This is a genomic window from Paenibacillus sambharensis (assembly GCF_003233845.1).
Taxonomy (GTDB): domain Bacteria; phylum Bacillota; class Bacilli; order Paenibacillales; family Paenibacillaceae; genus Paenibacillus_I; species Paenibacillus_I sambharensis.
Genome location: NZ_QKRB01000051.1, coordinates 22704 through 43468, shown reverse-complemented (window position 1 = coordinate 43468; position 20765 = coordinate 22704). Strand labels below are relative to the sequence as shown.

At 52.7% G+C, this 20765-nt stretch carries 20 protein-coding genes and 1 pseudogene; 20 read left to right on the top strand and 1 reads right to left on the bottom strand.

Translation table 11 applies throughout. The features are described from left to right. Nucleotides 1–8: 8 nt before the first annotated feature. The 18 genes and pseudogenes from essC to DNH61_RS16495 all read left to right on the top strand — a co-directional run bounded on the left by essC (nt 9) and on the right by DNH61_RS16495 (nt 17194). A complete protein-coding gene (gene essC / locus DNH61_RS16575) occupies nt 9–4631 on the top strand; it encodes a type VII secretion protein EssC (protein ID WP_111147805.1) in 4623 nt (1540 codons plus the stop codon). Continuing rightward, on the top strand, nt 4624–4875 hold the full coding sequence (locus DNH61_RS16570; RefSeq protein WP_111147804.1) for a ubiquitin family protein: 252 nt from the start codon (nt 4624–4626) through the stop codon (nt 4873–4875). The genes essC and DNH61_RS16570 overlap by 8 nt, the downstream gene beginning before the upstream one ends. A 38-nt stretch (nt 4876–4913) precedes the next feature. Beyond that, entirely contained in the window at nt 4914–5216 is a 303-nt protein-coding gene (locus tag DNH61_RS16565) for a WXG100 family type VII secretion target (RefSeq protein WP_111147803.1), read from the top strand. Nucleotides 5217–5256: 40 nt separating this feature from the next. After that, nucleotides 5257–5556 (top strand): pore-forming ESAT-6 family protein, encoded by a 300-nt coding sequence (locus DNH61_RS16560; protein WP_111147802.1) that lies wholly within the window; start codon nt 5257–5259, stop codon nt 5554–5556. A 286-nt stretch (nt 5557–5842) separates the two neighbouring features. Further along, the gene (locus DNH61_RS16555) at nt 5843–6529 is read left to right on the top strand and encodes a hypothetical protein (RefSeq protein ID WP_111147801.1); all 687 of its coding nucleotides are present in this window, start codon (nt 5843–5845) and stop codon (nt 6527–6529) included. Next, entirely contained in the window at nt 6529–8001 is a 1473-nt protein-coding gene (locus DNH61_RS16550) for a DUF6792 domain-containing protein (protein ID WP_111147800.1), read from the top strand. Before DNH61_RS16555 ends, DNH61_RS16550 begins: the two co-directional genes overlap by 1 nt. Before the next feature lie 13 nt (nt 8002–8014). Then, nucleotides 8015–8254 (top strand): hypothetical protein, encoded by a 240-nt coding sequence (locus tag DNH61_RS16545; RefSeq protein ID WP_111147799.1) that lies wholly within the window; start codon nt 8015–8017, stop codon nt 8252–8254. 46 nt (nt 8255–8300) lie between these two features. Then, entirely contained in the window at nt 8301–8630 is a 330-nt protein-coding gene (locus DNH61_RS16540) for a WXG100 family type VII secretion target (protein WP_111147798.1), read from the top strand. Between the two features lie 47 nt (nt 8631–8677). Further along, nucleotides 8678–9886: a hypothetical protein gene (locus DNH61_RS16535; protein WP_111147797.1), complete on the top strand. Its 1209-nt coding sequence runs from the start codon at nt 8678–8680 to the stop codon at nt 9884–9886. Nucleotides 9887–9894: 8 nt separating this feature from the next. Continuing rightward, nucleotides 9895–10653, top strand: coding sequence for a hypothetical protein (locus tag DNH61_RS16530; protein ID WP_111147796.1), 759 nt, complete (start codon nt 9895–9897; stop codon nt 10651–10653). Between the two features lie 98 nt (nt 10654–10751). Beyond that, nucleotides 10752–11201 carry a DUF5085 family protein gene (locus DNH61_RS16525; protein ID WP_111147795.1) on the top strand — a complete coding sequence of 150 codons (450 nt, stop codon included), beginning with the start codon at nt 10752–10754 and terminating at the stop codon, nt 11199–11201. A 5-nt stretch (nt 11202–11206) separates the two neighbouring features. Further along, nucleotides 11207–11668, top strand: coding sequence for a DUF5085 family protein (locus tag DNH61_RS16520; protein WP_111147794.1), 462 nt, complete (start codon nt 11207–11209; stop codon nt 11666–11668). 7 nt (nt 11669–11675) lie between these two features. Further along, nucleotides 11676–12401 (top strand): annotated as a pseudogene (locus DNH61_RS26810) (serine/threonine protein kinase); the annotation flags it as partial. A 222-nt stretch (nt 12402–12623) separates the two neighbouring features. Next, nucleotides 12624–13316 (top strand): vWA domain-containing protein, encoded by a 693-nt coding sequence (locus tag DNH61_RS26805; protein WP_425452269.1) that lies wholly within the window; start codon nt 12624–12626, stop codon nt 13314–13316. Between the two features lie 17 nt (nt 13317–13333). Next, on the top strand, nt 13334–14143 hold the full coding sequence (locus tag DNH61_RS16510) for a hypothetical protein (protein WP_111147792.1): 810 nt from the start codon (nt 13334–13336) through the stop codon (nt 14141–14143). A gap of 154 nt (nt 14144–14297) precedes the next feature. After that, nucleotides 14298–14897 carry a hypothetical protein gene (locus DNH61_RS16505; RefSeq protein ID WP_111147791.1) on the top strand — a complete coding sequence of 200 codons (600 nt, stop codon included), beginning with the start codon at nt 14298–14300 and terminating at the stop codon, nt 14895–14897. Nucleotides 14898–15112: 215 nt separating this feature from the next. Beyond that, nucleotides 15113–15547, top strand: a complete 435-nt coding sequence (locus DNH61_RS16500; RefSeq protein ID WP_181438748.1) for a MarR family winged helix-turn-helix transcriptional regulator — start codon at nt 15113–15115, stop codon at nt 15545–15547. Nucleotides 15548–15556: 9 nt separating this feature from the next. Beyond that, nucleotides 15557–17194, top strand: coding sequence for an MDR family MFS transporter (locus DNH61_RS16495; protein ID WP_111147789.1), 1638 nt, complete (start codon nt 15557–15559; stop codon nt 17192–17194). A gap of 155 nt (nt 17195–17349) precedes the next feature. Here DNH61_RS16495 and DNH61_RS16490 read toward each other — a convergent pair whose 3' ends face one another. Further along, complete coding sequence (locus DNH61_RS16490; protein WP_111147788.1) at nt 17350–17802, bottom strand: MarR family winged helix-turn-helix transcriptional regulator; 453 nt, start codon at nt 17800–17802, stop codon at nt 17350–17352. 242 nt (nt 17803–18044) lie between these two features. On the opposite strand from DNH61_RS16490, the gene DNH61_RS16485 reads away from it, so the two are divergent. Both DNH61_RS16485 and DNH61_RS16480 read left to right on the top strand, forming a co-directional pair. Further along, the gene (locus tag DNH61_RS16485; RefSeq protein ID WP_111147971.1) at nt 18045–19481 is read left to right on the top strand and encodes an MDR family MFS transporter; all 1437 of its coding nucleotides are present in this window, start codon (nt 18045–18047) and stop codon (nt 19479–19481) included. A 259-nt stretch (nt 19482–19740) separates the two neighbouring features. Beyond that, the gene (locus DNH61_RS16480) at nt 19741–20739 is read left to right on the top strand and encodes an ABC transporter permease (protein WP_111147787.1); all 999 of its coding nucleotides are present in this window, start codon (nt 19741–19743) and stop codon (nt 20737–20739) included. The last annotated feature ends 26 nt before the right edge of the window (nt 20740–20765 follow it).

Below are 20765 nucleotides of genomic sequence, written 5' to 3'. Positions count from 1 at the left end.
GTAGTAGAATGCAGCTGTCATTGCTTACAGAGACAAGGATATATTCATCCGTTCTGCCCGCTAAGCAGAAGGGGCAGTATTGGGTAACCCATACGAACAGCAAGGGTGAAGAAGAACGAGTTATCAGCGTGGAGGGGTTGGAAGGCAGCTGGATTCTAAAGTCCAACCGCCACGCCGTCATCCTCGACAGCCAGAACCGCAAAGTGCGGGAAGTGGCTGTCGAGCCGATGAACATCTACAACATCAAGCTGACCAGGACGGAGGAGCATGTCGTCCTGTTTGCCGAGCCGTTATCCGATGATCGCAAGGTGTTCCGCAAGCTTATGCTGCCAGCTGAAGGCCGACTGTCTATTGGCCGTGGCGAGGGCTGCGATCTGCGGTATAACAATCCTTACATGTCTTCCCGGCATGCGGAGCTGATTCTGAAGGATGGCACGCTCTCCGTACGGGATTGCGAGAGTGCGAATGGTACCTTCGTGGATGGCGTCAATGTAACGGATAAGCTGGTGAGTCCCGGCGATACGATTTATATGGTTGGCCTGAAGATTGTTATTGGACGCGGCTATATTGCCGTCAATAACCCGGATGGTCAGCTTACATACAAGGATGGTGTCTTTAAGCCCTTCCTCAAGCAGGAGGCGGTGTCCTCGGATGAGGATGATGATGATTTCGGAGACGAGGATGCATCGAAGCAGCTATTCTACCGCTCGCCAAGGTTTAAGCGCGATATTGAGAAGAAGGAATTCAAGATTGACCCTCCGCCCTCAATGGGCAATATGGAGCAGATGCCTCTCATGCTGATGCTTGGACCGTCGCTGACCATGGGGATGGCAGCGATGTTTACCGGCCTGTTCACCCTGTACAATGTGATGTACAACGGCGGCAATATGATGAATTCCATGCCGATGCTGGTCATGTCCTTCAGTATGCTGATCGGTACGATTCTGTGGCCGATCATGACCAGGCGCTACGAGGGAAAGAAGCGGCGCGAGAAGGAGAAGGAGCGGCAGGACAAATACCGCAAATACCTGGAGCAGCTTCGCCGGGAGTTCACCAATGAGGTGGAGCATCAGCGGGAAATTCTGCACGAGAACCACCTGCCCGTTGCCCACTGCGTAAACCGTATTCGCAACCGGGAGCGCAACCTGTGGGAGCGAACCCACCGGCAGAATGACTTCTTGAAGGTCAGGCTTGGCATTGGACGTCTGCCGCTGAGTGCCGATTTCCGGTTTCCGGAGAAGCGCTTCTCACTGGATGACGATGTTCTGCAGGAGGAGCTGCAGCAGCTGGCCGATGAGCCTAAGGTGTTGGAGCAGGTTCCAATCTCGCTCGCGATGACCGAGGATTGGGTCAGCGGCTTGATCGGCAGCAGGGAGCTCGTTACGGAGGCGGCCAAGGGGCTAATCCTGCAGCTTGCGGCGCTCCACAGCTATGATGAGCTGAAGATGGTATTCCTGTATGATCCCAAGGAGCAGGAGCAGTGGGGGTTTGTCAAATGGCTTCCTCATGTGTGGAACAATGAGCGGGAGCTGCGGTTTGTTGCTAACTCGCCTGCTGAAGTCAAGCAGCTGTCAGCCTTCTTTGAGAAGGAGATTGCTGTCCGCGAGGAGCTGACAGCCGATGAAGACCTTAAGGATATCAGTCCCCACTATGTGATTTTCTGTGCGAGCAAGCAGCTGGCGGACAAGGCGGAGATGGTCAGCCAGATCTTGAAGCTGAAGCAGAATTTTGGTTTCAGTCTTGTCCACCTTTACGACGAGCTGATGAATCTTCCGAAGGAATGCTCTCTAGTGGTGGAATACGACGAAGGCATCTCCAAGATTTACGATAAGGATGACATATCGGGCAGTTATATTGCCTTTCAGCCGGATGAATATGACCGCCGTGATGAGCTTGATCTGGCGATCCGCCTGGCCAACATCCAGTTGAATTCTTCGGCAAGCCTGTACAAGCTTCCCACGATGATGACATTCCTTGAGATGTTCGGGGTCGGCAAGATTGAGCATTTAAATGCGCTCACCAGATGGCGCGACAATGACCCGACGCTGTCGCTGGAAACGCCGATCGGCATTGATACTAACGGTGATATTTTCAAGCTTGACCTGCATGAGAGATTTCATGGCCCGCATGGCCTGATTGCTGGTATGACCGGTTCAGGCAAGAGTGAATTCATTATGACGTTCATCTTGTCGCTCGCAGTGAATTACCATCCGCATGAGGTGGCGTTCATTCTGATTGACTATAAGGGCGGCGGCATGGCGAATGCGTTCTCCACGCTGCCGCATCTGGCCGGTACGATTACGAACCTGGATGGCGCTGCTGTCAAGCGGTCGCTCATTTCCATCCAGAGTGAGCTGAAGCGCAGACAGTCCATCTTTAGTGACACCAGCAAGTCGCTCGGCATGAGCAATATGGATATTTATCAATATCAGAAGCTGTTCCGCGAGGGTAAGGTCAGCGAGCCGCTCCAGCATCTGTTTATTATCTCGGATGAGTTTGCGGAGCTGAAGACGCAGCAGCCTGAATTCATGGAGCAGCTGGTCAGCGCGGCGCGGATCGGGCGAAGCCTGGGGGTCCATCTGATTCTGGCGACACAAAAGCCATCCGGCGTTGTGGATGACCAGATTTGGAGCAACAGCCGCTTCCGGATCTGCTTGAAGGTTCAGGAGAAGGCGGACAGCATGGATGTGATCAAGCGGCCCGACGCTGCTAGTCTGTCGGTAACCGGCCGCTTCTATGTCCAGGTGGGCTTCAATGAACTCTTCGAGCTTGGCCAGTCGGGATGGGGCGGTGCGCCGTATTATCCTACGGACAGGCTGGAGAAGAACGAGGATGACAGTGTAGCGGTGGTCGACAATCTCGGACGTATCGTTAAGCAGGTCAAGCTTGATAAGCGCAAGGCAATGTTCCGTAATCCGCCGAAGCAGCTTGACGAAGTGAACAAGTATCTGGCCTCTATTGCAGACGAAGAGGGAATTACCGTCCGTTCGTTGTGGCTTGATCCGATTCCGGCATTGATATACAGGGATGAACTGAAGCAGAAATATGCTGCATGGCAGGCAGAGCCGTTCGTGCTGAACCCTCTCATAGGGGAGGTAGACGATCCGGTGAACCAGCGGCAGCTGCCTATGACGTTCCCCCTCTCGCAGGAAGGAAATGCGGTTATCTACGGTTCGGCTGGAAGCGGGAAGACGACCTTCCTCACAACGCTTGTAACCGCCATGCTGGAGGAGCATACGCCGGATGAGGTCAACTTCTATATGCTGGATTTCGCTTCGGAGACGCTGCGGGCCTTCGAGAAGGCGCCTCATGTCGGGGATGTGCTTGTCTCTCATGAAACGGAGAAGATCCAGAATCTATTCAAGATGCTGCTGCGTGAGATGGACCAGCGGAAGAAACGGTTTGCCGACTATGGCGGAGATTTCGCCTCATACCGTAAATCCTCGGGAGAAGCGGTTCCGGCCATCGTCCTGATCATCCATAACTTCTCGGCCTTCACCGAGCTCTATGAGGACATGGAGGAGACCATCGCGCTGCTTACACGCGAGGGCCTGAAGTACGGCATTTTCTTCGTGGTCACAGCGCTTAATACAGGGGCCGTGCGTTACCGCATCTTACAGAACTTTAAACAATTGTTCGTTCTGCAGCTGAACGACCAATCCGATTATTCAGGTGTTCTCGGCAATGTGGACGGGGTTTACCCGTCCAAGCTTAAAGGCCGTGGCATATATAAAACCGACCGGGTGTACGAGTTCCAGCTCGCGCATCTGGAGCGGGGCTCCGATCAGCCGTTTGACGCCATCCGGCGTATCAGCGCCAAGCTCGCGGCGGAGTGGGGCAAGCCGGGAGCCGTACGGATTCCGATTCTGCCGGACCGCGTCGATTCAGCCTATCTGGCTGATGAGCTCGGCCGACAGAGCGGTTTCAGGCTTCCGGTCGGAATTGAGAAGAGCAGTCTGAAGGTGGCGTCAGCCGATTTCGATTCCGCCTATATCAGCCTGGTCTTGTCCCAGAATAATGACAGGGCTGATTTTGCCCAGGGTCTGGCAGAGCTGTACGCTCATCGCGGCAGCGGAACCTTACTGGTGCTCGATCCCGAGGAGCAGTTCATCGAAGATGCGGCAGCCGGGTACAGTCTGGTCTCGGGCACAGCAGGTCTGGAAGAGGCGGTTGTCGGGCTGTTCCAGATGCTTGTCACCCGGAACAACACGTATAAGGATGCGCAGGAGGCCGGCGAGCCGGCACCGGTATTCGATAAGCAGACCTGCCTGATCGTCTCCTTGTCCGGACTGCTGATGCGGATCTCCGCCGATGCCCAGGATAAGCTGAAGGTGCTGCTGGAGCGGGGCGAGAGGGCTTATAATGTACAGTTCATTATATGCGACAGCGCTCCCCAAATTTCAGCCGTTGCTTATGAAGCCTGGTACAAGAACAAGGTATCGCTTGACCAGGGCATATGGCTTGGCAACGGTATTACCGATCAGTACCAGTTCAAGCTGGCGAAGATGTCGGGTGATCTATATCAGGATATTGGCGATGACTTCGGCTATGTCATACATAAGGGCAGGCCGACGCTGGTCAAGCTGCTGACATCCATCCACTATAACGCGGAGGTGACGGAGGATGGATAAGATCTTAATTGAGCTATACATTCCGGCCTCCGGCCAGGTCTATGACGTGTTCATACCTGTCCATCTGAAGCTGTTCGAGGTGGAGGCGCTGCTTGTTGGCGCCGTTACGGATCTGACAGGCGGTTATTTTACCGCAGCTAATGACACCGTGCTCTGCGACAGGGCAACCGGTGATGTGCTTGATATTAACTTGTCAGTGCAGGAGCTTGGTCTTCGGAACGGCTCCGCGCTGATGTTAATATAAATCCAATTTTGTTCTAAACATGGAGAGGAGTTTGAAGGATGTCCAGAAAAATTGTTGTTGAACCGTCCAAGCTGGAAGCAGCAGCAGCCAAGATGGAAGCACAGGCTGCTGACTATGAGCGCCAGTACAAGCAGATGTATACGGAAGTTGATGGTATGGGCGCTGCCTGGAAGGGTGCCGATAACCAAGCATATGTAAGCCAGATCAAAGGCTTTACCGAGGACTTCGATAACATGGTGAAGCTGATGAAGGATTATGTTGAATTTCTTCGCCACAGTGCGAAGACTTACCGTGACACGCAAACCGAGACGGTTAATGCCGCAAAACGCTTAACGAACTAATTCGTCATACTTAAATCCGTAAATATGGGAGGAACTAACCATGGCAGATGGAATTAATATTTCGCTAGCGGAAGTAACGAAGACGGCTTCCACGATCAAAACGCTGAACGAGGGCCTTGCAGCCAAGCTGGATGATATCAAGAAGGAAATGAACAATCTGGCCTCCACTTGGCAGAGTGATGCGTCTGAGACAATCCGCGGCCGTTTCAACGCCCTGGCGCCGCGCTTCGAGGAATACAAGAACGTCGTTAATTCCTATTCGGTTTTTCTGGATAACACCGTAACCAACTACAACGCTGCAGAGACGGCGATCAACAGCAACGCTAGCGCTTTCAAGTAATAGCCATAGACCGGAATGGGCAGAGGGAGTTAACCCGATGCCCTTCCTTTATCGTTACGAAGGCCAGCTGTAAGTTAATAGATGGACAGCATGAATCAAGAACAGGATTACCTAACATAACCTTGAATATAATTTTCCTTTTTACATAGAAGCAGTATTGAACAGACGCCGGTTTAATATCTTAAAGCTTGCGCGGGAGGGAGTGGATGTGCGCATGGGAAGAGCAAGGCCGGGATGGATGTTCCTTATATGCCTATTGATAACCTTGCTGGGAGTGACCGGTTGTATGAAGAATGATAAGAAAACGGCAGCTGAGATGCTGGACTATGTGCAGACGAAGTACGGCGGTTCTTTTACAGCTGAGGCTTTTGAAGAGAGCGGGCTGATGCCCGAGCTGTACGGCAGTGACAAAATGATGGTGCACCCTGCAGGGCAGCCTGAGCTGCCTTTCTATGTGTACAAAAAAGGCAAGACAGACAGCTACACGGACAACTATCTCGAAGCTTCCTTAAGTGTCCATTATACGGATAAGCACATAGCAGAAGTGATGCAGCTGGATGAGCGCGATATAGCCGTCAAATTCCGCCTTGGCTTTGCCGGTACTCTGGATGACAAGAGCTTGCTTGATGCAGACCCGGATACAGCGCTCTCCGCCATCTCTCATCCTACCATGCTCTATCTTTATACAGGTGTTAAGGGCAGCAAAGGGGATAACCGTACGGAGTCCGAATTTCTGCATCGTCTTTACCGGTATATGATGGAGCTGACGGACCGCGACTTCACAGTCGTAGTGGCCTATATCGACGAGGAGGATTACGAGAAGGCTGACCGGCTTCTCCGGATTGCCCACACGGTCAACTTCAGCTGGTCCATGCTGGATGATCCTGAAGTTTCTGTGGCCTGGTTTGAGCGCGGGGATGACGTCCAGGATGCTTCCTTCTTCTTACAACGTTTGGGTGGTGAACAGGGATAATGTCCATTCAACTTCAAGATCTGACGGATGAGGAAAAATATTTTCTTGCCGAGTTCTCCTACGTGGATCTGCAGCATTCCGTACCATATTCCCAGGGGAATTCGCACAGCATCCGGGAGGCGCTGGACAGGGCACTGATGTCAAATAATGACCCGGCTCAGACTGAACGTATTCAATCGCTGCAGGTGCAGTATACGAAGCTGACAGAAAAGTTTGACGGCAGGCTGGAGGATGTTCGTATTGTAGGCTACCAGAATACCAATCCGATCGGAAATGCGACCGAATCCTCCAAGACCGGCTTCGTCGGCTATGCGCTTCAGGATGCAGATGGTAATCAGGGCTATCTGTTCAGGGGGAGTGAACCGAACCATCTGGTAGACTGGACGGATAATGCCGCTTCATCGTTTACAGGAAACTCAACCCAGCTCAAGCAGGCGAACGCATTCTTCGAGGAGCACTCGGCCGGCAGGAGCGGGTCGATCTCAATGATCGGGCATTCCAAGGGCAATAACCTGATGACCAGCGTCTACTTAAACAACCTGGATAAGGATGTGTATGCTTACGGCATTAATGGCCAGCCGATCTATTGGTATGATTTGACGAATGAGCAGAAGGCCGCGCTACGGGGTGACCGGTACACGTTCATTATTCACGAATACGACTTCGTCAACGCGCTCGGCTATGTCGATTATGTGGATAAGGTCATTGAATTAAAGGACCCGTCCAAATTTGTTGATCCGAAGAACTTTAAGGCTGATCCCTTCCACCCGCATTCGCCGGGAAGCGTAGCCTTTGATAAGAACGGTGATTTTGCCAGTGAGAAGCCTCATAACCGGCTCGGCCGTCAGGCTATTAATAACGGGATGACCGTTGTCCATTGGGGAGAGCTCCTTACGGTCGAGCGGATCCGCACGCTGTTCAGCGATCCGCTGGGACTTGAAATCGCGGCCCAAATCTCCAGAGAAGCCTTCTATCTGCTTGTTGACACGGTCAAGGTCATTGTCAGCTATGCAGCCGAACAGCTGTACGCGGCGGCCAATTTCGTCAAAGACCAGACGGTGGCGTTCATTGCCCGGGTAGAGAAGCTGGCCAGGGGGATACATGAGAAGCTGAAGAACTGGTTCGATGATGCGACGGCTGTAGTCAAAGGCGTGTTGAAGACGATCAGTGACCTGCTCTCCGGAGCCGGAGGCTCTCCGGCCATAGAACCCTGCTTGTCCGTTAATCCCGCCAGGCTGACCTATTATGCGGGACGGCTGTCCTCGATTCGCAACCAAATCGCTGATATTAATGACAGGATCGACGGCCTATACCGGAGAGTCAGTATTTTTAGCTGGGGTCATCTGTTGAGGGCAGACCTCCTGACAACCAGCAGCCGTTCGCTGCAGCAGAATATCGATTATCTGAACAACAGCGCCCAGCTCGTTAACCGAACGGAATTGCAGATTAACGGGAAAGCCCAAACCTTTTGAGGGAGGATGAGCTATGAACGAGGTAGATAAGCAGAAGGAAAGAGAAGAAGCGGAGCGGCGGGAGAGGTCCCGAACACGCGCGGAAATCAACGATATCATCAGGCAGCTGCACGCGGTCAGCCGTGAGCTTGACCAGCTGGCCGAGAGTGTCGGCTCAGAGTTTAAAGGCATCGGTTCGCCGATGTGTGCGTCGAGCCTTAAGAGCAATGCGGACAAGTACCGCCAGGTTGCAGGTCAATTAAGCCGTATTTAGAGGCGGAGCAATAGGGTTCATAACACGTCATAAGAGGGTGCGTTAGATGGGGATTAATGTGGGTCTTGCCAGCTCGCAGGCCGGTCAGCTCAGACAGCAGGCATCGGAGCTGAGCGCCAGCTTGAATAACCTTGCCCAGTTTAAAGCCCAGCTGGGCCAAGGATGGAAGGCGGAAGAGGTGGCCTATATCAATCAGGCCATCGACTCCATTCACAGGGAAATTACGCAGCTGGCTGCTGCCTTAAACAGTCTGGGGGGCGATATTGTTCAGACTGCACAAGAGATCCGGGAAGAAGAACTGCGGCGGGAGGCGGAGGCGCGGGCGGCTGCCGAAGCTGCGGCCAAATCCGCCGCAAAAGCCCGTGCCGCGAAATAGGTCATCGTACCGGGCCGGAATTTTGCAAATCAGGAGGTGCCTGAGATATGTCACGGATTTCAATTCAACCGGGTACTGTGCTTGACAGCACGGCAGCGCTAAACCGTGTTTCATCAATAATGTCGAATGCCGCTGGTGTTATTTCCGCTGTTAAATCGGGGGTAGACGGGCAAATACAGGCGCGCAGAGGGATCGGCGGGCGGCTGGTGCAGGCCAGCAGAACGGCCTCCGATCTGAATAAGATGCTGAGTGAGCTGTCTGATTTTGTGAATCAGTCCGTGAGCCGGTATGTAAAGGCCGACCAATCCATCAGCCGCAAGGCACAGTATGTCGGATTGCTCAGCGGGAGCAGCGTGTGGGATGTGAGCATTCATGCATACTCCCTGCTCCTCGGTGACAGAAGGCCGTTTATCGCAGCCCGCAATGCCCTTCTTCTGTATGCTTCGAATGCGCTTAATTCGGGCAAGCGGCTCAGGCTTGCCAAGGACCTCGGCTTGAAGTTTGTCCGCAACGCGGACGGAAGCATTTCGGTCCGCATGACCAAGGCCAAGATTACGAGTAACCAGGATTACTTCAAGTACCGGAAAATGATGAGCGAGGCGCTGGGCGGAACTGCCAAGTGGAACCGGGAGTTCCTAACGCGGCTTGCGAAAGAGGGTGTGCCGATCTATGATCCGAAGAGAGGCTACTACCGGAGCAATGCGAATAAGCTGTCCAATACACGCCTAGGCGATCTCGGCCGCTACGTGGAGGCTGTTAAAAATTCCCGGGGTCAGGCGATGAGAAGCGCCACCAAGGCGGCATTCATTGATAATTTGAAGGTGTGGGAAAGCTTCACCGGCTGGAAGGACGCATCGGCCATGACCAGAGTGGGCAAGGGAGTGGGCGTTGCCGGAATAGGGTTGACCGTCTTCGATAATGTGGTGGATAATTTCTATGTCCAGCAAACCGGCGAGTGGCGGGCTGAGCCGGGCAAGGTGAAAGAGTTTGTTGTGGATACGGCAGTGGATGTCGGCACAGCGGCCGGATCTGCGGCGGCCGGTGCCGTGATCGGCTCGTTCTTTCTGCCGCCGGCAGGTACAGTGGTAGGAGCAGCGGCCGGCGCAGGTATCAACTTTGTTCTTAATACCAAGATGATTGGTGACCCGCCGCAAAGCGTAGTCGACGTCACCAAGAATGCGGCTAACGCGGCTGTCGACAAGATTGGCGACGCTGCCGGCAGCATCACGAAGAAGCTGGACAAAATCTTTTGGTAGGAGGCGCTATGCTGAACCATCTGAAGGAAGAGGATGTTGTCAAGCTGAAGGTGGCGGCCTGGGACCGTCTGCATCCCGAGCGAATCGCTTTCTTCTTCTGGGGGGTCTTCATACTGGGGGCGGTGGCAACAGGTGTTGCGGCATTGGCTGTATACAACAGCCCCGTGCCTGTTGGCGGCGGACTGATGCTGACCGTGCAAGCTGCTGTGGGCTTACTGGTCATCCAGTTCATTGTATCGCTGTTTTTCAGTATTGGGGATACGGTGTATAAGCATCAGAAGCTGCAGGCGGTCCTGTTGAATGTTATGGCCTTCAAGGCATCTATGGACATGTATATCGTATTTTTTGCCTTGTGTGGCGTTCGCGATGTGCCGGGCTATGTGTCTGATATGGGAGCAGTCTTGCTCGCCGGCGGCATACTGTATTTCGTTCTCTCATTGCTCCGGGGGATTAGGAGAGCGGGGAGCGGGTCGTTTCGCGAGGGCGGGCAAGGCCTGTATAATTTCAGGCAATCGCTCGTTTATGTCAGTATACCGGTAATATTTGCTGTCTCCGTATTCGGGGCGCTGATTGCAAGGTCTTCCTCTGACCTGAGCCTGCTTACGGGCCAGCCTGTTGATGCCTATATGCTGCTGCTGCTGGCAGCTGTTCTGCAGTACAGTATTGCGGTTGCGTGGCCGGAGTTTGTCCTGTTTGCATATTGCAAAAGCAGATTTCCGTCGTTCATGATGAAGAAGGAGCAGCCGGCAAGGAGAACGCTCCGATAGGGCATCTTCAACAGGTGCCCGCAACTTGCAGGACGGGCAGTGCGTCTAATATAGCAGATTCGTTCAGCGAGATGATGACTGAGGGTAGGGGCTTAGAGATGAAAATTAAACGCAAACCGCTTGTGTTCCATAATGTGATCAGTACGGCGGCCGCTTGCAGGGAGAATGAATGGCACCAGGTCGCTCAGGAGCTTCGTAATGCCGTACTGCAGAACGGGCTGTATGGGACCGGGCCGGTCTTGTATCAAATAGGCAATATAAATCCGCTCAGCGGGGAGGCGGAGTACAGCTTTCATATCCCGGTGAATTCACCGGTGAGTATGCCGCCGAATAACAAGTACAGATTCACCGAGCTGCTGCATATTCCGGATGGCCTAGTATACCGGCATGCCGATCTGGAAGAGGAGCTGGATCCTTCTTATGAGCTGCTGCGGCAGAGTGCGGGAATGAACGGATTAACGCTGCAGGAGCCATACTACCATATTTATCTTGATGTATATGGCAGCGGGCTGATTGATATCTATGCACCAATTGCCGGGGAGGCGTGACCGCTATGTCCGTATTAACGGGAGACTCCATTCGGCATACCAATGTTTTATCGCAGGTGCACAGGTTCCATTATTCGGAAATGGACGCTTATATCCGCCGGTTTTTGCGCGATGTGATGTGGACGCAGGCAACGATTAGGGGGCCTTTCTTCTACTCCCTGCTTAATGTTCCGATGGATGAAGTGTTGAGTGTGGAGTTCTTCATGCCTGTAGAACAGAGTGATGTAGCGGTGCCGGAGGGAATGCAGTTTCATAGTTATTTTGCAGTTGAGGACATGATGACTTACTGCGTACATACTAATTTTGAAACCAGCACAGAAGCGGCTTATAAAATACTGCTGGATGAAGCTGAACATAGACAGCTCCATCAAGTGACGCCATTCTTTCATGTATTCTCGGGTGACCGGTCGCTACCTTATCTGATGATTAAGATTGGCGTTGCAGAAGGCAGCGGGCAGGCAGGGTGATGACAACATGCTGAAGAACGGACATCTGTTGGGCGGACGCTATGTCGTTGAAGCAACAATTGCGAGGGGCGGTATGGGGGCCGTGTACCTTGTGCGCGACCGCAGGCTGGGGGACAAGGCCTGGGCAGCCAAGGAAGTGGCGCATTATGAGGCTGATGAGCAGAATTTCATTGAAGAAGCACGCATTTTAACCGAGCTGTCTCATCCTTATATTCCGAAGGTAGTGGATTACTTCGAGCCGGATGCGCGGGGAAACTGCTACCTGATCATGGAGCATGTGCAGGGGCGTAACCTGCACGAAATGCTAGGCAGCAGCGACACGCTGCTCACGCTTGCCAAAGCGGTTCATTATATGGTTGAGCTTTGTGACGTGCTGGCTTATCTGCATGAACGGAAGAGGCCGGTCATCTTCCGTGATTTGAAGCCATCCAATGTGATGGTGGATGAGCACGGGCATATTAAACTGATTGACTTTGGCATTGCCCGAAGCTTCAAGAAGGGCCAGATGACAGATACAGTAGCACTTGGCACGGTCGCATTTGCGTCGCCGGAGCAGCTTGAGAACAAGCAGACTGACGGACGCAGCGATCTGTATTCTCTTGGTGCCACCTTCTACTATGTTCTTACTGGAGGCAGGCACTACTATCAATCGGAAGCATCGTTCTCCCTGCTGCCGGAAGGCTTGCCAGGCGAGCTGAAGGAGCTTCTGGCCAAGCTTCTGGCGCATCAGCCCGAGGACCGTTACAAGTCGGCAAGGGATGTCAAGGCGGCGCTTCAGGCAATAACAGTTCCGGATAGCTTTGTACTGGCGAAGCCCGATGAGTCACCAGTGCCAAGAACGATTCAGCAGGCAGATCCGACTGTAGCGCTGAATCCATATATAGCCCGGCGGGAGCGGCAGTATACTGTGCTCGCGACACAGTCAACACCCGCACTGATTATATATCTGATTGATATCAGCGGGTCCATGGGCATGGAGATGGAAGGCGAGCGGCGTATTGATGTCGTCCGGACAGCTTTGCTGACTGCAATTAAGCAGATGGTATTCCGCTCCACGAAGGGGAGCCGTATTGCCGGCCGGTACCGACTCGCTATACTGGCTTACAGTGACGAAGTGTATGATATGCTGGGCGGAGTGAAGTCGATCGATGAAGTGGCGAGGACTGGCGCACTGCCCGAGCTGGTTCCCCTCAAGTTCACGGATACAGCCAAGGCGTTCGCAAGGGCTGAACAGATATTGCTTGAGGAGCTTCCTGGAATGGATAAATGTCCGGCACCGCTGATCTGTCATATGACCGATGGCGCCCATACCGGCGAAGATCCCGAACCGATTGCAAGGCGGATCATGGAGATGGCCGTTCCGGATGGCAATGTCCTGATCGAGAATATATTCATTACGGATACGGTAGCTGACGAAACCTTGAAGGATGCGAAGAGATGGAAAGGCTATATGCCGAATACGCCCCTTCAGGATGAGTTCCTGCGCAAGCTTCGCAATATGTCATCGATTCTGCCGGAGAGCTATCGAGATATGGTGCTGGAATCATCCTATTCCTTGGAGAGAGGCACTGTTATGCTGCTGCCGGGAACAAGTACGGAGCTGGTTGGTCTTGGTCTCCAGATGTCGGCGGCCACGCCGATCCGATAAGCGGGAGGATGCGTTTCATGGAAAAGTTTCATACCAGCCAGCATACTGAAATACCGGTAACCAGCCGGGAACTCGGCCCTCTGCGCCTGCGGTATGCTTATGCGCGTTCGAGGGAAACCCAGCTTGATGGGGAGGCCGGCCAGGATTACTTGTCCTACCTTTTCAAGGATGGCCAATTGTCCTTCTCCATATGCGACGGGGTAAGCATGTCGTTCTGCGGGCAGCTCGCGTCTAAATATCTGGGCGAGGAGCTTGTTTCCTTCATGGAGAAGGCAGACTGCAGCGGCACGGAAGGCGCTGGTATGCAGCGCGAGCTGCAGCAGGTCATGAAGGAAATTACTGCACCTGCAACCGAGATGATCAACCGATACGAGCTTCCTGCGAGCATCGGCGGCCTGTTCCGTGAAGTGCTGGAGGAGAAGCGGCGGATTGGCAGTGAAACGACCTTCGTCTGCGGCAGGGTACGGACAGCCTCCAATCAGGAGGATGGCGGCCTGGAGCTTGTTCTAGCCTGGATGGGAGATACGAAGATCCGTCTGTGGCAGGATGCGGTGGAGAGATCTGACCGGCTGAGTGGCGATTTCTCCAAATGGAACCGGTGGTCCACCCTGAAAGGCAGCATGGGTGAAGGTCCCTTCGTCTATAAGACAACCCTGAGGCCTCGGGGAGCGGCGTCCATTAATCGTATACAAATCTATACGGACGGCCTGCATGCTTACGATGAGTGGACGCGTCCGCCGGGCGACGAGGAATTGATGCAGCTTGTAAGAGAAGCTTATGCCAGCCCGGACAGTGATGACCTGACGTTCCTGGAATTGTCCTGGTAGAACGGATACGGATCAGCGACAAGATATGGTTAGTGACCGCAATGCCTGCAAGCGATTAGCTTGGAGGCTGTTTGCTGTTCCCGTTTATGCATTCCAATATGCAACAATTGGAAGTTGCATCTCGTCTTGATAATGAAAGGCGGTGAACCGGGCCGTGAAGAATAAATTCATGCTGTGCTTGGGATGTGCACTGCTGCTGCTTAGTATCACACTTATTGCCGACAACCGGAAGGCACAGGCTTGTTCATGCCCTGCTCCAAGGTCCATGGACGAGATTATGCAGAGTGAAGACGAAGTATTCGCAGGTACGGTAGTGGAAATTACGAAGCCAAGAGGGAAGTTTCAGTCAAGCGCGGACCCGCTGACGATCAGGATGAATGTTACCAGGGTATGGAAGGGAATCGTGCCGGCTGAGGCGGTCATCGAGACGGCTCAAAGCTCGGCAAGCTGTGGTTATGATGGCTTTAAGGAAGGCGGAGCTTATCTGGTTGTTGCAGAGGAGACACCGAACGGATTACATACCGGGCTCTGCTTCGGCAATAAACCAATGGGATCCGTCGGTCAAGAGCTTGCCTATCTGGGAGACGGATATGCCCCTTCTCTTGCAGAGGCAGACCCCGCTGTAACGAAGAAGAGTACGCAGAACTTGAGTAATGAGAACAGCGGGTACAGCCTATTCGCTATGCTGGCAGCTGCTGTCGTGCTGGCAGCTGTGTGCTGGGCGGCCGTAATTATGAGAAGAAGGAAGTATTAGAGTAGTCAAAGATATGTCAGCTCATTATTTTTTCGAGTCCACAGCCGTATCGGCTGCGGGCTTCTTTGTCGTGTATACACAGGGAGACTGGCAGGGGATGTTACAGTTGATGAGGTATTGACAATAATAAATGATCGGCGTATATTATATTTCATTGATAAAATGTTTACTGCTAAAGTAAATAGACATGCAGCATGAGAAAGAAGGGATTTATAGTGGCCGACAGAGACCAGCTGCTGGAGCTTACCGCTCTATTCAAGACCGTAATCAAGCGTTTCCGGTCAGAATGGGCAAAGGGTATTGAGGATGACATGACGGTTACCCAATTCCGGCTGCTCCAGATGCTGAAGACCGAGGGACAGAAGAAGACGATGGATATCGCTGAGGCATTAATGGTAACACCGGGTGCTGTTACCGGCATGGCTGATAAGCTGATTGCAAGCGGTCTTGTTGTCAGGAAGAAGAGTGAGCTGGACCGGCGTGTAGCGTATCTGGCAATTACGGAGAAAGGCAAGGAGCGGGCCGAAGAGCTGCTGGATAAGCAGATTCAGACGGTGGGGAGTCTGTTCCGGGATTTTCCCGATGAGGATATTGAGCATTTGAAACGGATTTATAACAATTTATTAAGAAACTTGGGAGAGAAGGAGTAGAGAACGGCTATGGAGCATTTATCAGAGAAACGCAAGCTGACCATCATGATGGCCATTATAGCCGCGATGTTCTTCTCGGCGATTAACCAGACGATTGTCAGTACCGCTATGCCGCGGATTATTTCGGCATTGAACGGAATGGATTATTACACTTGGGTTATCACGATTTATATGCTGACCTCTACAATTGCAACTGTACTGGTTGGCAAGCTGTCTGACATATATGGGCGTAAGCCTTTCATACTGGGCGGTATCGTGCTGTTCGTGATCGGGGCGCTCATGACCGGCTTCTCGGAGGATATTTTCGAGCTGATTACGTACCGCGGCGTACAGGGTGTCGGCGCTGGTATCATTATGTCCTCGGCGTTTACCGCGGTGGGCGATCTGTATTCGCCTCGTGAGCGAGGCAAATGGACCGGTATTATGATGGCGGTATTCGGCTTCTCCAGCATCATCGGCCCTACACTCGGCGGCTGGATCGTCGACCACATGGACTGGGAATGGGTATTCTGGATCTTCCTGCCGCTTGGTGTTGTGGCCTTCATTATGATCTTGGCATTGTTCCCGAAAGTGCCGCGCAAGCAGTCGGAGTCGATTGACTACCTGGGATCGCTGTTTATTACGCTGGCGATTGTCCCGCTGCTGCTCGCCTTCTCCTGGGCAGGCAAGGATTACGAGTGGGGCTCACCGGAAATTCTGCTGCTGTTCGCAGCATCGGTTATCAGTGCCGTAATCTTCCTGGTTGTTGAGACGAAGGTTAAGAGTCCGATCTTGCCGCTGCCGATTCTGCGCAACCGGATTGTGACGCTCTCCAATCTGATCGGCTTCCTGATGAACGCCGGTATGATGGGGGCGCTGATTTATCTGCCTTTCTTCATTCAAGGGGTGAAAGGCATTGCGCCTACTTATTCCGGTTATGTCACCATGCCGATGTCCATTAGTATGGTTGTTATCAGTGCCGTCACAGGCCGCCTGATTACGAAGACCGGCAAGTACAAGCGCTTTGCGCTGCTGGGAACCCTTCTGATGATTGCCGGCATGCTGATTATGGCCTATATGACGACCATTTGGGTTGCGGTCATTGCCATGGTAGTCTTTGGTCTCGGCCTCGGTCTTGGCATGCCGGTATTCAGTCTCACCGTACAAAACGCAGTCAAGCCGACAGAGCTTGGTGTGGCTACGGCTTCGTCCCAGCTGTTCCGTAACCTTGGCGGTACAATTGGCATCTCGGTTATGGGTACCATTATGTCAACGAGCCTGGCAAGCAACATGAAGGAAAAGATGGCGGGTGCCGAAGCATCTGCTGACTTATCAAAGCTTGACCCTGAGGTGGCGAAGCAGCTGTCGTTGCTTCAGGATCCCACTGTGCTGCTGGATCAGCCGAAGCTTGAGCTGCTGCACCAGTCGCTTCCTGAGCAGATTCAGCCAATCTTTACGGGAATTCTTGAGACGCTGCGCAGCGCGCTCAGCGCTTCACTGACTACTGTATTTCTGGCTGGAACAGCGCTGCTGGTCGTCGCGGTCATACTGGTTGTCTTCCTCGAGGAGATACCTCTGCGGACCTCCAACAAGATGCCGGAGACGACAGCCGGAGCTCCAAAGGATAAGGAAGAGCATGACCCGGCAGGGAAGCCGGCTTTAGGATAAATATGTATTCATACGCTGAACAGGTTGAATTAAGTTAAGTTTATATGAATGCAAAAAATCGCCCCACGGCGTACGATGGAAGTAACCATCCCGCCTGTGGGGCGATTTTGTATAGTTGTCAGCCAATCGCGGCTATGATACATCGTAAGAATGACTCAAGTTCCAGTCTTGAGAAGGATTTCCTTCATCCGGTTCATGTGTACAATCATATCATTAAGGTCTTCCTCTTCAAGACCGTTAAGCATGTCCTTAACTCTTCCGGCAATTACGCGGTGGAAGATGCTGCAAATCTGGTCTCCCTTGGGGGTGATTTCAATATAGGTTACCCGGCGGTCCTGGGTGCACGGCTTGCGGCAGGCGAGGTCTTCCTGCACCAGCTTGTCTATCAGCGGGGTCATGTTCGGCCGGGAAATGGAGATTCGCTGGGACAGATCAGATACAGTAGCTCTGCGCATCTCGCTAAGAATAATAAGCAGGCGGCCGTTGGCCGGCGTGAGATGGAGGGCAGGGAGGTCTTCTTCAGGTATCCGGTCGAATATCTTCTTCTGTAGAAGGGGCATCAGCACCATAAATTGTTGGGACAGTTCTTCAATGAGCTCATCTCGCAATGGTTACACCATCCTTATGCATTCACGTAACTCCAGTGTAGCATAAACAATAAGCAAATTGTGTATTGATTCATAATAGTTATTAAATTATAATCATATAGGCGAACGCAAGGAGAGTGCGGGCGCTGTAATTCACGGAGTCTAGAAAGATACATATTAAGGAGGAACCACACTTGAATACTGCAAGTACTGGCCTTAACCCGCAGAAGCTGGATTTGGCTAATGTTAAGAGGCTGCCCATTATGATCTCATTGATCATTGGCGCATTCTTCTCCATTCTGAACGAGACGCTGTTGAATATTGCTTTTCCAGATCTGGCCAGGGAACTTAATGTTCCTTATACGACGATTCAGTGGCTGTCAACCGGTTACATGCTGGTGGTCGGGGTACTGATCCCGGTAACGGCACTGCTTGTTCAATGGTTCTCGACCCGGCAGATGTTTCTCGGTGCCATGTTCCTGTTCTCACTCGGCACTCTGGTATGCGCAATTGCACCGGGTTTCGAAGTACTGCTTGTCGGGCGGCTGCTGCAGGCGTGCGCAACTGGTCTTATGCTGCCTGTGATGATGAATACCATACTGGTACTGTACCCGCCTGAGAAGCGGGGGGCCGCGATGGGAACGATGGGGCTTGTCATCATGTTCGCTCCAGCGATTGGACCTACATTATCCGGACTTATCCTGGACACGTTGAATTGGCGCTGGCTGTTCTATCTGGTACTGCCGTTTGCCATCTTTGCCTTTATCTTTGCCTATATCTATTTGAAAAATGTCAGTGTGCTGACTCGTCCAAAGGTTGATATTCTCTCTATTATTTTATCGACACTCGGCTTTGGCGGAATTGTGTTCGGGTTCAGCAGCGCGGGAGAAGGGCACGGAGGCTGGAGCAGTCCTGAGGTCTATATCTCGCTGATTGTCGGCGGAATCTCGCTGGTACTGTTCGTTATCCGGCAGCTTGCTTCCAAGAATCCGATGCTGGATCTGCGGGCGTTTAAGTCGCCGATGTTCTCGCTGGCAACGGTGCTGATCATGATCGTCATGATGACCTTGTTCTCCACGATGCTTCTGCTGCCTATGCTGTTCCAGCAAGGGCTGATGCTCACGGCCTTTACTTCCGGCCTGCTGATGCTTCCAGGCGGTATTCTGAACGGATTCCTGTCTCCTGTAACAGGCAAGCTGTTTGACAAGTTTGGCCCGCGGGCGCTCGTTGTGCCTGGTGCGGCTATTCTGGCGGGCGTGATGTGGATGTTCACACAGGTATCCATGACGACGTCGAAGGGAACGTTCATTGCGCTTCACTGCGTCATGATGGTGGCGCTCTCGATGATCATGATGCCGACGCAGACCAACGGTCTGAATCAGCTCCCGCGCAGGTATTATCCGCACGGCACGGCGATCATGAACACGCTGCAGCAGGTAGCTGGTGCAATCGGGGTTGCCTTCTTCATCAGCCTGATGCAGTCGGGAATGAATGATTATCTGGCGACCGAGAGCGTTAATCCACTGGCACCGACCCCTCCGGAAATGGCAGCTGCGCTGAATGAGGGGGTCACAGGCTCGTTCCAGGTCGGCTTCTACTTTGCAATCGGTGCACTTGTCCTTTCCTTTTTCGTCAGACGTGCGGCAGCACCGCAGGAGGAGCAAGGGGAAGTAACGGCTCCAAGTCCCGCGATGCATTAAGCTGAGTATGCTTAAACTTGAATAAGACAACGGCCGGCCGGGAACCTGTTCCTGACCGGCCGTGTTTTTTTGAGGTAAATCATATGTACGAATGCGTAAGAATAGCATTCAAGCTGCTTAACGCATGCTGATTTGTGAATGCGCTTTCAAACTTCGTTGATTAGTATCATTTTTCGTTGCTCAGGCAGATATCCGCGCTGTCGTCCCTCCCGTACAATTAGAACATAAGAACGAAGCAAGCTGCAAAGGAGAAACGCCTATGGCACAACTACCGCTTGGGAAGGGAAGCAACAAGCAGCAGCCGGTAAAGCCCGGCAAGCACCCGGATAGGTCGGGCAGGAACGGTCTGGTCCGGTTTGTGAAGCAGCTCGACATTCAACTCATGGTTCTGCCGGCGATGCTGCTTATTCTGGTGTTCAGCTACATTCCGATGTACGGTTTGATCATGGGTTTTCAGGACTACAATATCTTCCTTGGAGGCTTCCGCGGCTTCTTTGAGAGCCCATGGGTAGGACTCAAGCATTTCGAGATGTTCTTCGATTCACCGGAGTTCGTCCGCGTAATGCGCAATACGATTGTAATCAGCTTACTGAAGCTGTTCATCGGCTTCCCGGCGCCGATCCTGCTGGCGCTGATGCTGAATGAAGTCCGGAACATGGTGTTCAAGCGGTTTGTCCAGACGATCAGCTATCTGCCTCACTTTCTCTCGTGGGTAATCGTAGCGGGCTTCGTCATGTCCATGCTTTCGACCGATAATGGAAGCGTTAACATCATGATACAGAAGCTGAATTTAATTGAAGAACCCATTAATTTTCTCTCGATACCGGAATACTTCTGGGGCATTCTGGTGACGACCGGCGTCTGGAAGGAAATCGGCTTCGGTTCGATTGTGTACCTGGCGGCGATCGCCAATATTGATCCTCATCTGTATGAGGCTGCCTCGATGGATGGCGCCAGCAAATTCAAGCAAATGTTCCTGATTACGCTGCCGTCGATTATGCCGGTTGTTATCATCTTCATGATTCTGGCGATCGGCAATCTGCTCAGCGCAGGGTTCGAGGATATCCTCCTGCTTGGTGTCAATCCAGTGCTGCGGGATGTCTCGGATGTCATAGACACGTATGTTTACAGGGTCGGTATTCAGAACTCCCGGTACTCCTACGCCACCGCAGTCGGCTTGTTTAAAGCCGTGATCAGTGTAGGCCTGCTTACAATGGCGAACTATATCGCACGCCGGTCCGGCAACAGTCTGTGGTAGAGTTCATTATACTTCACTTAAGGGAG

Excerpts from the sequence above, each read along its gene's own strand:
- essC (WP_111147805.1), top strand. The coding sequence starts at position 9 with ATGCAGCTGTCATTGCTTACAGAGACAAGGATATATTCATCCGTTCTG.
- DNH61_RS16570 (WP_111147804.1), top strand. The coding sequence starts at position 4,624 with ATGGATAAGATCTTAATTGAGCTATACATTCCGGCCTCCGGCCAGGTC.
- DNH61_RS16565 (WP_111147803.1), top strand. The coding sequence starts at position 4,914 with ATGTCCAGAAAAATTGTTGTTGAACCGTCCAAGCTGGAAGCAGCAGCA.
- DNH61_RS16560 (WP_111147802.1), top strand. The coding sequence starts at position 5,257 with ATGGCAGATGGAATTAATATTTCGCTAGCGGAAGTAACGAAGACGGCT.
- DNH61_RS16555 (WP_111147801.1), top strand. The coding sequence starts at position 5,843 with ATGAAGAATGATAAGAAAACGGCAGCTGAGATGCTGGACTATGTGCAG.
- DNH61_RS16550 (WP_111147800.1), top strand. The coding sequence starts at position 6,529 with ATGTCCATTCAACTTCAAGATCTGACGGATGAGGAAAAATATTTTCTT.
- DNH61_RS16545 (WP_111147799.1), top strand. The coding sequence starts at position 8,015 with ATGAACGAGGTAGATAAGCAGAAGGAAAGAGAAGAAGCGGAGCGGCGG.
- DNH61_RS16540 (WP_111147798.1), top strand. The coding sequence starts at position 8,301 with ATGGGGATTAATGTGGGTCTTGCCAGCTCGCAGGCCGGTCAGCTCAGA.
- DNH61_RS16535 (WP_111147797.1), top strand. The coding sequence starts at position 8,678 with ATGTCACGGATTTCAATTCAACCGGGTACTGTGCTTGACAGCACGGCA.
- DNH61_RS16530 (WP_111147796.1), top strand. The coding sequence starts at position 9,895 with ATGCTGAACCATCTGAAGGAAGAGGATGTTGTCAAGCTGAAGGTGGCG.
- DNH61_RS16525 (WP_111147795.1), top strand. The coding sequence starts at position 10,752 with ATGAAAATTAAACGCAAACCGCTTGTGTTCCATAATGTGATCAGTACG.
- DNH61_RS16520 (WP_111147794.1), top strand. The coding sequence starts at position 11,207 with ATGTCCGTATTAACGGGAGACTCCATTCGGCATACCAATGTTTTATCG.
- DNH61_RS16510 (WP_111147792.1), top strand. The coding sequence starts at position 13,334 with ATGGAAAAGTTTCATACCAGCCAGCATACTGAAATACCGGTAACCAGC.
- DNH61_RS16495 (WP_111147789.1), top strand. The coding sequence starts at position 15,557 with ATGGAGCATTTATCAGAGAAACGCAAGCTGACCATCATGATGGCCATT.
- DNH61_RS16485 (WP_111147971.1), top strand. The coding sequence starts at position 18,045 with ATGATCTCATTGATCATTGGCGCATTCTTCTCCATTCTGAACGAGACG.
- DNH61_RS16480 (WP_111147787.1), top strand. The coding sequence starts at position 19,741 with ATGGCACAACTACCGCTTGGGAAGGGAAGCAACAAGCAGCAGCCGGTA.